This window comes from Microbacterium sp. MMO-35, assembly GCF_037147555.1.
Lineage (GTDB): Bacteria > Actinomycetota > Actinomycetes > Actinomycetales > Microbacteriaceae > Microbacterium.
Window position 1 is genome coordinate 422,347 of record NZ_JBBCVH010000003.1, and the last position, 14,429, is coordinate 436,775.

Below are 14,429 nucleotides of genomic sequence, written 5' to 3' on the forward strand. Positions count from 1 at the left end.
AGTCTAAGCGCCGGACCTGTGCGCGATTCCCGGACCAGGGGGACGCGGCGCCGCACGACGAAGGCCGCCGGATCCGGAGATCCGACGGCCTTCGCAGGTCAGCGCGAGAGGATCACTCCACGCGCAGGCGACGACGGGCGACGACCAGCCCCAGCCCGAGTGCCAGCAGCACCAGGGCAAGGAGGAGGAACGAGCCCGAGTCCGCACCGGTCAGCGCGAGGCCTCCCCCGGATCCGGCCGCGACGACCGTGATCTCCACGGAGATCTGCGAGCCGTCCGACAGGATCGCCACCACGTGGTGCTGCCCTGCGGCGGTGCCGGCGGGGATCGTGACGGTGGCCGTGAAGGCGCCGTCCGCGTCCGCCGTCGCCGAGCCGAGCGAGACCGGGGTGGAGTGCAGCTCGAGAGCCACCTTCTCGTTCTCCTCGAGACCCGATCCGGAGATCGTGACCGTGCCGCCCGCGGCGACCGAGGAGGCGCCGAGCTTGAGCTGGCCCTTGCCGCGGACCACGGTGACGGCGGCGGTCGCCTCGTCCCCGTCCGCCTGCGTCGCGGCGACGAGGTAGTCGCCGCCCTTCACGGAGCGCGGCACCACCGGTGCGGCGGTGAACGATCCGTCGCCGCCGACCTTGACGGTGCCGAGGTCGATGACCGTGCCCTTCTTGCCCTGGTCGCGCAGCTGCAGCGTCAGCGTCTCGCCCGGCTCGAAGTCCGTGCCGGTCAGCGTCAGCTTCTCCCCCGCGAGGACCTTGGCCGCACCGACCGAGATCGTGCCGTTGAAGGATCCGGTGTCGGATCCCGCGACCGTGATCGGCAGCCGGAGCGACGTCCCCGTGACCGCGACGTCGACCTGCAGCGCCTGCGCGCCGGTCACGCCCTCGGGGATCGTGAAGGTCAGGGTCGCGGTGCCCGCCTCGTCGAAGGCGTCCACCGTGACCGCCGCGTTCACGGCCGTCGTGGCGAGCGGGGTACCGCCGAGCGAGACCGTGACGTCTCCCGGAGCCTTCTCGCCCGCGCTGAACGCGAGCGAGCTGAGGTTCAGCGTGACGCTCTCCCCGGCCTTGTAGCCGGCCGCGTCGGCGGGAGCGGAGAGCACCGCGCCGACCGCGCGCTGAGCGAGGTCGGGGGATGCCGTCTTGTTCGCCGCGAACCAGTCGACCATCGACTGCAGGTCCACCTTGCCGGTGTCCTTCTTGTCGGTGCCCTGCTGGAACGCGGTAAACGCGTCGCCGCCGGCTGCGAGGAAGGCGTTCGCCCCCACGGTGTAGGTCGCGGCCGGGTCGATCGGCGTGCCGTTCACCAGGATGCCCGTGATGTGCGACCCCGCCGGAGCGGCCGGGTCGTACGTGTAGGTCAGCTCCTTGGAGACGCCGAGCTTCAGGAACGGACGCGCCGAACCCGCCGGCTGCCACTGCTGCTCGAGCACCTGCTTCACCTGCGCGCCGGTGAGCTTCACCGTCATCAGCGTGTTCGCGAACGGCTGGACCGTCGCGGCCTCCCGGTAGCTGACGCTGCCGTCCGCATCCCCCGCGCCGCTCGACGCGTAGGTGAGGTTGGCACGCAGACCGCCCGGGTTCATCACGGCGAAGTCGGCGCCGGTCGACCACTTCTGGACGTCGGCGACGAAGTTGCCCAGGGTGGACTCGCCACCGCGGTTCTCCGTCTTGCCGTCGCTCTGGCGCGCGCGGTTGAAGTCGGCGGTGATGTCGCCGAGCTTGACCGCGCCCAGCTCATCGGCCTTCTTCTTCGCCGCGTCCACGATGGCCTGCACCGCCGGGACCGCGGGGTAGTTGCCCACCCAGATCTTCTTGGTCGGATCCTTCGGGTCGGTGATCTGCTTCGCGAGCGGCTTGATCTCGTTGGTGATCGAGAGCAGCTTCTTCGTGGTCGGGTCGACCTTCAGATCCATGAGGCCCATGTTCTCGCCGTACTGGCCGGCGGAGACCACCGGACGCCCGTCGATCACGTGGTTGTAGGCGAGGTGCGTGTGCGCGGAGACGATCGCGTTCACGCTCTTGTCGACGCCGTTGACGATCTCGCCCAGGCGCGACTCCGGGGTGATGCTGGCCACGTCGGTCGTGGTCGCGCCCTCGTGCACGAGCAGGATGATCACGTCGGCCTCGCCGTTGGACGGGTCGCCGTCCTTGAGCGCTGCGGCGACCTTGTTCACCGACGTGGGGATGTCGCGCACCTCCAGGCCCTTCATGCCGTCGGGCGAGACGAGGGTCGGCAGATCCTCGGTCACCGCGCCGATGAAGCCCACCTTGACGCCCTGCACGTCCTTCACCCACGACGGGGTGAGAGCCGGCTTGCCGTCCGCGGTGAGGAACACGTTGGAGCTGAGGTAGGTCCAGTCCGCACGCGGGATGACCCGGTCGCGGAGATCGGCGTACCCCTGGTCGAACTCGTGGTTGCCCGCCGCGCTCACATCGAGACCGGCCGCGTTCAGCGCGTCGATCGTCGGGTTGTCCTGCTGGATGAAGGACGTGAACGTGGAGGCGCCGATGAGGTCGCCCGCGGCCGCGAAGATCGTGTTCGGGTTCTGCGCCCGGAACTCCTGGACCGCACCGGCCACGACCGCGGCGCCGGCGGCGGCGCTGTCGGCCTCGATGCGTCCGTGGAAGTCGTTGATCGTCGCGATGTTGATGTCGATCGGATCCGCCGCGCCCTTGAGTCCCACGACGATCGGGTCGTGGTCGCTGGAGCGGTACGGGGTGCCCGTCTCGGTGGCCGCGAACGCGTAGCCGCGGTCGCTCCACTCCGGCGAGTTGATGTTCCACACCCCGGCTCCCGTGATCGCCTTCGCCGCGGACGGCGATGCGATCACGTGGTCGAGGGATCCGAGCTCACCGTCGAAGGAGTAGGTGTACTGCCCCGTGGCGAAGGTCGGCTCGACGTCGGTCCACCCGGCCTGGGAGAACACGTCGATCGGGTCCTCCTTGCCGTAGGCGTTGAAGTCGCCGACGAGGAACACATCGTCGCTTCCGGAGCTCTTCTGCACCTGCTGCGCGAACGCGAGCTCGGCCTTGGCCTGGGCGACACGGTCGGCGTTGAAGAAGCCCTGCCCGTCGGCGGGCTCGGGGCCGGCGTTCTGCGGCGGAGACTTCGACTTCAGGTGCGTCGTGATGACCGAGAGCACGCGGCCCTGGCTGGTCTGGAACGTCTGCGCGATCGGCTCGCGGGCGTTGCCGAAGACCGTCTCATCCACGATGGTCGACGCGTCGCCCTTCAGGGTGACGGACGCCTTCTTGTAGATGATCGCCGTCGTGATCACGTCGGTGATCGACGTGTCGTTCAGCGCCGCGGGCGTGCGGACGTAGTCCCACACCTCGGCTCCGGCCGCATCGTTCAGCCCCTGCACGAGGTTCTGCAGCGGAGCGTCGAGCGCCAGACCGAACTTCGGGCCGTTCTCGACCTCCATCAGGCCGACGACGTCGGCGCCCAGCCCGTTGATCGCCGAGACGATCTTGGACCGCTGGATCTGGAACTGCGCGTCGGTCTTGGCGCCGCGGGCGTTCGCGTCCTGGCTCGAGAGGGTGGTGAAGAAGTTGTACACGTTGAAGGACGCGACCTTCACATCGCCGCCCACAGCCGGCGGTGCCGTCGTGCGCGCGTTCTCGTTGCCGAAGGTCGGCTTGTGCGACGCGGCGGAGGTGCCGTCGATCGGCACCACCGGCTGCAGCCGCCAGTCGTCGAAGCCGTACTGCAGGATCTCGCCCTCGGCGGGGAAGTTCACGGTGTCGCCGTTGCGGACCACCGTGTCCTTGGTGAAGTACGGCTGGCCGCCGGTGTGCCCGCCCTTGCCGATCTGCGAGGACCAGCCGTCGTCGAGCAGGATCCGGTTCGCACGGTTCGCGGCCGTGATCGCGTCGCGCATCGGCGCCCGGACGGGCGAGCTCCGTCGCCTTGACGTTGAGCTTGTCACCCGCGTTGAGCCACAGCGCGCCGTAGTTGTAGAGCTGGTGGCTGGAGGCGAGCTTGTACGTGCCGGTCGGTGCCACGAGCATGTTCTCGTACGCCTCGCGATCACCTCCGCGCACGCTGTCGGGCAGCGCGACCGGCTGCGGGACGCCCACGCCGGCCGTCACGACCGAGACGTCGCCCAGCGCGGCCGGGGTGATCTGCGTCTGACCGAAGTACTCCGACACCTTGCCCGTGACGGACACGAGGTCGCCGCGCGCCACGGAGGGGGTGAGCGCGTTCAGGAACACGAAGATGCCGTCCGAGGCGCCAGCGGTCTTGGTGTCGCCGCCCGTGCCCTGGGTCTGGATCGTGATGCCCTTGTAGCCGCCGACGCGGTAGTCGCCGGTGACGACGCCCCGCACGGTGACCGTCTGGTCGACGTAGGGCGAGGCGTCCGTCGTGCCCTGGACCTCGGCGATCGTCTTGCTCGCGCCCGGCGCGGACGTGTCGGTCGGAGTGGGGGTCGGCGTCGGCTCGGGGCCGGGGTCCGTCGCGTTGTTCTTCGAGTTCGTCGGCGTGATCGTCGCCGAGAGCGAGAAGTCGGCGTTGTTCGCGTCAGTGTCGGCACCCTGGGCGCGGTTCAGCGACCGCACGTCGGTGTTGCCCGTGGGGGCGCCGGCGACGGCGCCCTCGTACGTGTTGGACGTGCCGTAGCCGAGCAGATCGATCACGTCGGGGTTGCCGACGAGGGATCCGGTCGGCAGCGCCACCGCGGACGCGCTGTTGACGAGCGCGATCGTGCCGCTGCTGCCGCTCGGGTTCAGACCACCGGTCGCGTCCGGCGTGGGAAGGTCCGCGCCGTTCGTGGCGTTGCTGCCGCCCTGGATCAGGTAGTAGCCGTGCGCGGGGATGGATCCGGCGAGCGGGACCACGCCGCTGGAGTTCGTGGTGCCGGTCGCGGAGCGGTACTGCACCGAGGTGCCGTCGAGCGAGATCGCCGCGTCCGTGGGGTTGTAGAGCTCGACGAACTTGTTCGTGAACGCCGCCCCCGCGCTTCCGCCGGAGAGATACGCCTCGTTGATCACCACCCCCTTCCCAGACGTGTTGGCGAAGGCCGGAAGCGCCACCAGGCTGCCGAAGCCCACGGCGCTGACGGTGGTCACGGCGAGCGCGCACAGACGCGCCCGCCTTCTGCGATTCACGGCGGGAACCGCGCGGTTCTCGCCGGTGGGGACGGACGTCATCGGTGCTGTCTCCTCGGGAAGTGGAACGCCGGCTCCCTCGCGGGACCGCCGACGGCGCCGCCTGGGGGACGGCGCATACGTCCCGACCCTAAGCGAGGCTATGCACGGGCTTCAAGGACCATAAGGACGCGCTGAAAGGAGTTCACTGTAAGGACAACGGATCTTCACCCACGCCCGCGCGAAGGCGCACGACGGACGCGCTCCTTGCTCGTACGAGCGCGGAGTTCACGAACACCTCTTTCGGAGATGTACGCGATCCTCGGACCGGATCCGGCAGATCCTCCGAGCGAAGCGCACATCTCCGAGCGAGAGGTCGGGACACGGCCGAGCGAGGGGTCAGGACGCAGCCGGCGAGGGGTCAGGACGCGGCGGTGCGGCGCTCCTCGAACTCCTCGAGCTCGCGCTCCCAGGCATCCTTCGCCAGGCGGTACCAGAGGTAGAAGGCGAAGCCCGCGAAGATCGCCCATTCCACGGCGTAGAAGATGTTCAGCCAGTTGATCGAGGAGTGCTCCTCCGGCGCCGGCGAGGAGATGGCCTCGAGGCCGCCCAGGGGCGCGGTCGAGGTCAGGAACGGCCGGTAGACGTTCAGCTCGGCGGTGTCGTGCCAGAACCCGAGCAGCGCCGCCGGCGACATCCGGTCCATCCGCGTGGGCTGGTCCTGCGGCGGCGCGACGGGCCCCTCATCCGAGATCAGCCGTCCGCTCACGGTGACCACGGATCCGTCCGCCGTCTCCTCGAGTCGCTGCGCGGCCGCCTTCGCCTTCTCCTCGTCCGCGGTCCAGCCGACCGCGACGGCGAGCGAGGTGGGCTTCGCGGTGCCGGCGATGCGCAGCTGCCCCGTGACCCAGTACCCCTCGACTCCGCCGTTGAACCGCGAGGAGACCACCAGGAAGTCGCCCGGGACCCAGGATCCGCTGGTCTCGGCGCGCTGCCCCACGAGCGGCGCATCCAGATAGGCCCCCGGCTTGACGACCTGATCGATCGGCAGCACCTTCTCGGTCGCACCCGGAGCCGGCGGACTCGTGTCGATCGCGCGACCGAGCTGCCACTGGCCGAGCCAGGCGAACACGCCGGCCACCACCAGGCACAGCAGCAGCATCCCGATCCAACGCCCGCGCAGCATCACCTCGCGCAGGGTCGGCGGGAACTCGGGAGCCGATGCGGCGGCATCCGGAAGCGGTGAGGACACGGGAAGGTTCAACGACAGAGGGGGATCAGGACTCGTACGGGGAGAGCACGACCTCGACGCGCTGGAACTCCTTGAGATCGGAGTACCCGGTGGTCGCCATCGACTTGCGCAGCGCCCCGATGAGGTTCGCCGTGCCGTCGGCCACGGGAGCCGGACCGTACAGGATCTCCTCCAGGGTCGCGACGCCGTCGACCGCGACGCGGCGTCCGCGCGGAAGCTTCGGGTGATGCGCCTCGGGGCCCCAGTGGAAGCCCTGACCGGGCGCGTCGGTGGCGCGGGCGAGCGCGACCCCCAGCATGACCGCGTCGGCGCCCATGGCGAGCGCCTTGACGATGTCGCCGGAGGTGCCCACGCCGCCGTCGGCGATCACGTGCACGTACCGACCGCCCGACTCGTCGAGGTAGTCGCGGCGTGCCGCGGCGACGTCGGAGACCGCGGTCGCCATCGGGGCGTGGATGCCGAGGGTGGCGCGGGTGGTGGAGGCCGCTCCCCCGCCGAAGCCGACGAGGACGCCCGCGGCGCCCGTGCGCATGAGGTGCAGGGCGGCGGTGTAGGTGGCGGCGCCGCCGACGATCACCGGGACGTCGAGGTCGTAGATGAACTTCTTCAGGTTGAGCGGCTCCGCGACGCTCGAGACGTGCTCGGCGGAGACCGTCGTGCCGCGGATGACGAACAGGTCGACACCGGCCTCGACCACGGTCTGGTAGAGCTCCTGGGTGCGCTGCGGGGTGAGGGATCCGGCGACGGTGACCCCGGCCTCGCGGATCTCGGCCAGGCGCGCCTTGATCAGCTCGGGTTTGATCGCCTCGGCGTACAGCTCCTGCATCCGGGTGGTCGCGGTCGCCTCGTCGAGGCCGGCGATCTCGGCGAGCAGCGGCTCCGGATCCTCGTACCGGGTCCACAGGCCCTCGAGGTCGAGCACGCCCAGCCCGCCGAGCCGCCCCAGCATGATCGCGGTGCGGGGGCTGATCACGGAGTCCATCGGCGCGCCGAGCACGGGGATCGCGAACGGGAACGCGTCGATCGTCCACGCGGTGGAGACGTCCTCCGGATTGCGGGTGCGCCGCGAGGGCACCACGGCGATGTCGTCGAACGTGTATGCGCGACGCGCGCGCTTGGCTCGGCCGAGCTCGATCTCCTGGGTCACCCCCTCAGACTACCGGGCCCACCTTCAGCCCGCTGAGACCGGACGCCTGCAGGACCCCGCCACGGATGCCGAAGCGGAACGGCGATTCCGTCCGGCAGGCGCGGCAGGATCCTGCATCCGTCGCGGGTTCGGGAGCGTCCTCAGCGTGCGCGAGCGACGCGGCGCTCGTCCCAGACCGGGGCGTCCGACTCGTAGACGGCGCCGTCCTCGCCGAACACGAGGAAGCGGTCGAACGAGCGGGCGAACCAGCGATCGTGCGTGACCGCGACGACGGTGCCCTCGAATCGCGCGATCGCATCCTCCAGCGCCTCGGCCGACTCGAGGTCGAGGTTGTCGGTCGGCTCGTCGAGCAGCAGCAGCGTCGCGCCGGACAGCTCGAGCAGCAGCACCTGGAATCGGGCCTGCTGCCCGCCGGAGAGCTGGCCGAACTCCTGCTGCGCCTGGCGCACGAGCCCGTAGCGGTCCAGCGCCGAGCTCGCCGCGTCGCGGGGCATCCCCGTCCGGCGGTCGTCACCGCGGTGCAGGATCTCCAGCAGCGTGCGTCCGACGAACTCCGGATGCGCATGGGTCTGCGCGAACAGTCCGGGCACGACGCGCGCGCCCAGCGCCGCCGCGCCGGTGTGCGCGACCTCGTCGAGCCGCTCGCCCGCGCCGGTGAGGTGTCCGAGGGTCGGATCCGGATCGCTGCCGCCCCGCGCCAGCAGCCGCAGGAAGTGCGACTTCCCGGATCCGTTCGAGCCGAGCACGGCCACGCGGTCGCCGAACCAGACCTCGGTGGTGAACGGCCGCATGAGACCGGCCAGCTCGAGGTCGGTGCAGACGATCGCCCGCTTGCCCGTGCGCGCGCCGCGCAGCCGCATGTCGAAGTCCTGCGCCGGCGGGCGCTCCTCGGGCGGACCCGCCTGCTCGAACTTGCGCAGCCGCGTCTGCGCCGCTTGATAGCGCGAGGCGAAGCCGTCGTTGGCGGAGGCCTTGACCTTGAGGTTCGCGACCAGGGTCTTCAGCTTCTCGTGCTGCTCGTCCCAGCGCCGGCGCAGTTCGTCGAGCCGGTCCATGCGATCGATCCGCGCCTGGTGGTAGGTGGCGAACCCGCCGCCGTGGACCCACGCGGTCGCACCGGCGCCACCCGGTTCGAGCGTGACGATGCGGTCGGCGGCCCTGGCCAGCAGTTCGCGGTCGTGCGAGACCAGCAGCACGGTCTTCGGCGTCTCGCGCAGCCGTTCCTCGAGCCAGCGCTTGCCCGGAACGTCGAGGTAGTTGTCCGGCTCGTCGAGCAGCAGCACGTCATCGGGTCCGCGCAGAAGCGCCTCGAGCGCGAGCCGCTTCTGCTCGCCGCCCGAGAGCGTCGCGAGATCGCGGAACCGCGCGCGCTCGAACGGGACGCCCAGCGCGGCGATCGTGCACTGGTCCCACACGGTCTCGTGCTCGTACCCGCCGGCGTCCGCGTACTCCGCGATCGCCGTCGCGTACCGCATCTGCGTGGGCTCCGTGTCGTCCTCGATGAGGGCGTTCTCCGCCGCGTCCAGCGCCTCCGCGGCCGCCCGGATGCGCGCCGGAGCGACCGCGATGAGCAGCTCGTGCACGGTCTGCCCCTCGCGACCGTGGCCGACGAACTGATCCATCACTCCGAGAGATCCGTCGATCGTCACGACCCCGGCGTCCGGCGCCTGTGCGCCGCGGATGATCCGCAGGATCGTGGACTTGCCCGCCCCGTTGGGGCCAACCAGGGCGCTGGTGGATCCGGCGCCGACGCGGAACGAGGCCTCGTCGAGCAGCGGGCGGCCGTCCGGCAGGGTGAGCGAGACGCCGGCGACATCGATGTATCCCACGGTGGTGGTCCTTCCGCCCGCGCGCGTGTGCGCGATAGCGAGCCGACCAGGCTACCAGGAGGAGCGGAGCCACGCAGGCCGGGCCCGTGACGCGGCGCGCCCTACAGCCGGTGCTCGCTGCGCGGGAGCACCTCGAGCACGTGCGGCAGCTTGTTCGGGAAGCAGGCGTGGAACAGCTCCGTGATCTGCGGGTCGGATCCGTAGTCGTCGACGATCCGCAGGCCGATCATGGTGCTGATCAGCATGCCCTCGGCGAGGAAGGTGCGCGCTTCGTCGGCGTCGAGCCCCATCTCGTCGCGGAAGAAGCGCCACACCTTCGCGAATCCCTGGCGCGCGGCGGCGCCGATCGCGGGGTTGCTGCCGAGCAGGTAGGCGTGCGCAAGGGTCTGATGCAGGCCGCGCACCTCGATGAGGTCGACGTAGGCCTCTCCGATGCGCTTGCCGACGGGCCGCTCTCCCCCGTCGTCCGAGGCGGCGAGCGCTGTGCGGAACGCGGAGAGCAGGCGATCGAGCGCGAACTCGATGGTGGCGAGGAAGAGGTTCTCCTTCGTGCCGAACAGGCGCACCACGTAGGGCTGGCTGACCCCTGCGGCACGGGCGACCTGATCGGTGGTGGCCCCCTCGTACCCGCGGGAGCCGAAGATCGTGAGGGCGGCGAGGATGATCTGCGCGCGCCGCTCGTCCGACGACAGGCGACGTCCCGGATCCTCGGTCGCGCCGGGTGCGGAGGTCGTTGCGGAGGTCATGCCGAAAGGTTATCAGTGAATGACTTGACTTTGTAATCATCTGATTACTACATTGTCTCCAGCACTAGTGATCATCCAATTACAACTGGAGCTTCCCATGACTGTTCCCCCGCCCGCCCCGGCAGCTCGCCGGAGCCGCACCGCCGCGATGGCCCGGCGATCGCGCCCGGTCGCGCTCGTCATCGCCGCCGCCTCCCTGCCGATGTTCATGGCGACCCTCGACAACCTCGTCATGACCAATGCCCTCCCCGTGCTGCATCGCGAGATGGGAGCCACGATCGAGCAGCTGCAGTGGTTCGTGAACGCTTACACGCTGGCATTCGCCGGAGCGATCCTCGTCGCCTCCGCGCTCGGCGACCGGTTCGGCCGCCGCACGGTGTTCGCGCTCGGCATCGCCCTGTTCGGTGCGGGCTCGCTGTTCGCCGCGCTCAGCGCGGATCCGGGCCAGCTCATCGCTGCGCGAGCCGTGCAGGGACTGGGAGCGGCGGCCGTCATGCCGCTGTCGCTCGCCCTGCTCACCGGCGCCGTGCCCGCGGCGAGGCGAGCGCTCGCGATCGGCATCTGGGGCGGCGTCTCCGGTCTGGGCGTCGCGGTCGGCCCGCTCGTCGGCGGGGCCATCATGGAGGGCTGGAGCTGGCAGGCGATCTTCTGGATCAACGTGCCCATCGCGGTGATCGCGATCCCGCTGGCCCTGATCGTGCTGAGCAACGACTTCGGCGCCCGGGTGCGCATCGATGTGCCGGGCGCGGTGCTCGCGGCCGGCGGCGTGCTGGCCCTCGTCCACGCGATCGTGCGGGGCAACGACGACGGCTGGGACACGATCGGCGTGATCGCCGAGCTCACCCTCGGTGGCGCGCTCGTGATCGCGTTCCTCGTCTGGCAGCTGCGCTCCGCCGCGCCGCTGATGCCGCTGCGGCTGTTCCGGGACCGGTCGTTCTCGATCACGAACGTCGTCGGCTTCGCGTTCAGTTTCGGCACCTTCGGATCCGTGTTCATCCTGATCCAGTTCCTGCAGGTCGTGCAGGGGGCCACACCGCTCGAGGCCGCCGTGCAGACGACGCCCTGGACGCTCGCACCGATGTTCGTGGCGCCGCTGGCGGGGCTGATCGCACCGCGCGTGGGCACCAGGGCGCTGCTCGTCACCGGGCTCCTGCTGCAGGGGGTGGCCCTGGGCTGGCTCGCCGCGCTGCTCGCCACGGACGTGCCGTACGCCGCCCTCGTCGCGCCCTTCGTCCTCGCCGGCATCGGCATGGGGCTCGTGTTCGCCCCCTCGGCCACGGCGCTGCTCGCCACGCTCGGCCTGATCGATCACGCCAAGGCGTCGGGCGTCAACTCCACGCTCCGCGAGTTGGGCGTCGCACTCGGCACGGCCGTGATGACCGCGATCTTCGTCGGCGCAGGCGGACAGCTCCTGCCCGACCACTACGTGGACGCCGCCCGGCCGGCCGTTTTCACGGGAGCCGCGGTGCTGTTCGTCGCCGCCGTGATCGCCCTCTGGCTGCCGTCGGGGAAGGGCGGCCACACGGAGGCCGCGGACGAGGGGGCGACCGCTTCGGCCGCACCGGAGCCCGTCGCCGCCTGAGCCGGGGTCCTGGACCGGTCGCTCCGTGCCGCCGAGTCGCCTCCCCACAGACCACGAAGGTCCCGGATCCGATCAGGATCCGGGACCTTCGTGAATCACGCTCAGCGCCGGTAGTTGGGCGCCTCGACCACGATCTGCACGTCGTGCGGGTGCGACTCCTTGAGCCCGGCGGCCGTGATGCGGACGAACTTGCCGCGGGTCTTCAGCTCCTCGATCGTGCGCGCACCGACGTAGAACATCGACTGGCGGAGCCCGCCGACGAGCTGGTACGCGACGGCGGAGAGCGGGCCGCGGTAGGGCACCTGCCCCTCGATGCCCTCGGGGATCAGCTTGTCGTCGCTGGGCACGTCGGCCTGGAAGTAGCGGTCCTTCGAGTAGGACGTCTGCTTGCCCCGCGTCTGCATCGCGCCGAGCGAGCCCATGCCACGGTACAGCTTGAACTGCTTGCCGCCCTGGAAGACGATCTCTCCCGGGGACTCCTCGGTGCCGGCGAGCAGGGATCCGAGCATCACGGCGTCGGCGCCGGCGACGAGCGCCTTGGCGATGTCGCCCGAGTACTGCAGACCGCCGTCGGCGATCACCGGGATCCCCGCGGGGCGCGCGGCCAGCGACGCCTCGTAGACCGCGGTGACCTGCGGCACGCCGACACCGGCGACGATGCGCGTGGTGCAGATCGAGCCAGGACCGACACCGACCTTGACGGCGTCGACGCCCGCGTCCACGAGCGCCTGCGCGCCCTCGCGGGTGGCGACGTTGCCGCCGATGATGTCGATGTGATCGAACGAGGAATCCGCCTTGAGCCGCTTGACGAGGTCGATCACGCCCTGCGACTGGCCGTTCGCGGTGTCGACGACCAGCACGTCGACGCCCTTGTCGCGCAGCGCCTCGGCGCGCTCCCAGGCGTCGCCGAAGAAGCCGATCGCGGCGCCGACGCGGAGGCGGCCCTGGTCGTCCTTGGTGGCGAGCGGGTACTTCTCGCTCTTGTCGAAGTCCTTGATGGTGATGAGGCCCGCGAGCCTGCCGTCCTCGTCGATGAGCGGGAGCTTCTCCACGCGGTGTTTCGCGAAGAGCGCGATGACCTGCTCGGCCGGGACGCCGACCGGAGCCGTGACGAGGTTTTCGCTCGTCATCACGTCGCGGGCACGCGTGGTCTGCTTGGCGGATCCGGACACGAAGCGCATGTCGCGGTTGGTGACGATGCCCAGCAGACGCCCGTCGGGGTCGACCACGGGCAGGCCGGAGATGCGGTACTTGGCGCACATCGCATCGACCTCGGCGATCGTCGCGTCGGGGGTCGTCGTGATCGGATCCGTGATCATGCCCGACTCGCTGCGCTTGACGCGGTCGACCTGCGCGGCCTGATCGGCGATCGACAGGTTGCGGTGCAGGATGCCCAGGCCACCCTCGCGCGCCATGGCGATCGCCATGCGCGCCTCGGTCACGGTATCCATGGCGCTGGAGAGCAGGGGCGTCGCGACGGAGATACGGCGCGTCACGCGCGACGAGGTGTCCGCCTCGCTCGGGATCACGTCGGTGTGCCCCGGAAGGAGCAGGACGTCATCGTAGGTCAATCCGATAAAACCGAACGGGTCGTGCTGCTCCATGGGTTGCGGGGCTCCTCTTTCTCGCGCGCGTGCATCGATTCTAAGCGCCGCAGGAGGGCCGGTATTCCCAGGAACGGCACGTGCCGAGGCGGCGCTCGGGGATCAGGGCACGGGGATCGAGTCGGTCCCGGGATCCGGCTCTCCCGCCGTGGCCCGACCGGACCTCAGCCGCCGGGCGGCGAGACCGAGATCGATGAGGAAGACCGCGATCGCCACCCACACGATCGCGAAGCCGATCCACCGCTCGACCGGCATCGGCTCGTGCATCACGAGCACCCCGACGAGGAACTGCATGATCGGGGTGATGAACTGGATCATGCCGATGACGGTCAGCCCGATCCGGCGCGTCCCGGCCGCGAACAGCAGGAGCGGCACAGCGGTTGCGACGCCGGCGAACGCGAGCAGGCCCGCATGCAGCGCACCGTTCTGGCCCATCGTGATCCCCGTGGTGAGCCCCACCGCGATCAGCTGCACGACGGCGATCGGCAGCACCCAGAACGACTCCAGCGTGAGGCCGCTGAGCGCATCGACGGAGGGTCCGATCTTCTTCTTCACGAGCCCGTAGATGCCGAAGGAGGCCGTGAGGGACAGCGCGATCCAGGGGAACGTGCCGTGCGCGAAGACGATCACGAGCACGGCGATCGTCGCGATGCCGATCGCGACCCACTGCAGCCGGCGCAGCCTCTCCTTCAGCACGAAGACGCCGAGCAGCATGGTGCCGATCGGATTGATGAAGTAGCCGAGGCTGGTCTCGACGATCTCGCCGTTCAGCGTCGCGAGGACGAACACCTGCCAGTTGATGTAGATCAGCACCCCGGCGAGCGCCGTGAGTGCGAGCAGCCGCGGCTGGCGGATGATCGCCCGCAGCGGCCTCCAGCCTCGGGTGATCGCCAGCAGGACGAGGCAGAACACGAAGGAGAGCGCGACCCGCCACGCCACGAGCTCCCAGGGGCCGGTGGGCGCGAGCAGGAGGAAGTACAGCGGAAGCACGCCCCACAGGAGATACGCGCCGATCGCGTAGGCGACGCCTGCGGTCTGGGCGCTGCGTGTGGAGGTCACCGGTCAACCCTATTGCGGCTGATTGCCTCCCCTTCCGCGTTCGAGGAGCAATGTTCGTCGCTTCCGGGCCGGATCGGGAGCGAACATTGCTCCTCGAAACCGGATCCGCGGATCGGGGTCGCCGCA

General features: G+C 70.2%; 9 protein-coding genes and 1 pseudogene. 2 read left to right on the forward strand and 8 right to left on the reverse strand.

Annotation, left to right across the window (positions count from 1 at the left end; all coding sequences use genetic code 11):
• Positions 1-112 precede the first annotated feature (112 nt).
• The gene (locus WFJ01_RS08875; protein ID WP_336628842.1) at positions 113-4,030 is read right to left on the reverse strand and encodes an ExeM/NucH family extracellular endonuclease; all 3,918 of its coding nucleotides are present in this window, start codon (positions 4,028-4,030) and stop codon (positions 113-115) included.
• Between the two features lie 332 nt (positions 4,031-4,362).
• Between WFJ01_RS08875 and WFJ01_RS08880 the strand changes: the two genes are divergently transcribed.
• Complete coding sequence (locus WFJ01_RS08880; protein ID WP_336628898.1) at positions 4,363-4,617, forward strand: hypothetical protein; 255 nt, start codon at positions 4,363-4,365, stop codon at positions 4,615-4,617.
• 125 nt (positions 4,618-4,742) lie between these two features.
• Here WFJ01_RS08880 and WFJ01_RS08885 read toward each other — a convergent pair.
• The 5 genes and pseudogenes from WFJ01_RS08885 to WFJ01_RS08905 all read right to left on the reverse strand — a co-directional run.
• Positions 4,743-5,147, reverse strand: a pseudogene (locus tag WFJ01_RS08885) (lamin tail domain-containing protein); the annotation flags it as partial.
• A gap of 358 nt (positions 5,148-5,505) precedes the next feature.
• Positions 5,506-6,270: an SURF1 family cytochrome oxidase biogenesis protein gene (locus tag WFJ01_RS08890; RefSeq protein ID WP_336628897.1), complete on the reverse strand. Its 765-nt coding sequence runs from the start codon at positions 6,268-6,270 to the stop codon at positions 5,506-5,508.
• A gap of 91 nt (positions 6,271-6,361) precedes the next feature.
• Positions 6,362-7,483 (reverse strand): GuaB3 family IMP dehydrogenase-related protein, encoded by a 1,122-nt coding sequence (locus tag WFJ01_RS08895; RefSeq protein WP_292883936.1) that lies wholly within the window; start codon positions 7,481-7,483, stop codon positions 6,362-6,364.
• A gap of 140 nt (positions 7,484-7,623) precedes the next feature.
• Positions 7,624-9,312 (reverse strand): ABC-F family ATP-binding cassette domain-containing protein, encoded by a 1,689-nt coding sequence (locus WFJ01_RS08900; protein ID WP_336628843.1) that lies wholly within the window; start codon positions 9,310-9,312, stop codon positions 7,624-7,626.
• A 101-nt stretch (positions 9,313-9,413) separates the two neighbouring features.
• Positions 9,414-10,058, reverse strand: a complete 645-nt coding sequence (locus WFJ01_RS08905; RefSeq protein ID WP_292883932.1) for a TetR/AcrR family transcriptional regulator — start codon at positions 10,056-10,058, stop codon at positions 9,414-9,416.
• 97 nt (positions 10,059-10,155) lie between these two features.
• Here WFJ01_RS08905 and WFJ01_RS08910 point away from each other — a divergent pair, with 97 nt between their 5' ends.
• Positions 10,156-11,640: a DHA2 family efflux MFS transporter permease subunit gene (locus WFJ01_RS08910; protein ID WP_292883930.1), complete on the forward strand. Its 1,485-nt coding sequence runs from the start codon at positions 10,156-10,158 to the stop codon at positions 11,638-11,640.
• A 101-nt stretch (positions 11,641-11,741) separates the two neighbouring features.
• Here the strand turns inward: WFJ01_RS08910 and guaB are convergent, their stop codons facing one another.
• Both guaB and rarD read right to left on the reverse strand, forming a co-directional pair.
• Positions 11,742-13,244 (reverse strand): IMP dehydrogenase, encoded by a 1,503-nt coding sequence (gene guaB / locus WFJ01_RS08915; protein WP_292883928.1) that lies wholly within the window; start codon positions 13,242-13,244, stop codon positions 11,742-11,744.
• Positions 13,245-13,346: 102 nt separating this feature from the next.
• Positions 13,347-14,303 (reverse strand): EamA family transporter RarD, encoded by a 957-nt coding sequence (rarD, locus tag WFJ01_RS08920; RefSeq protein ID WP_292883926.1) that lies wholly within the window; start codon positions 14,301-14,303, stop codon positions 13,347-13,349.
• Between the last annotated feature and the right edge of the window lie 126 nt (positions 14,304-14,429).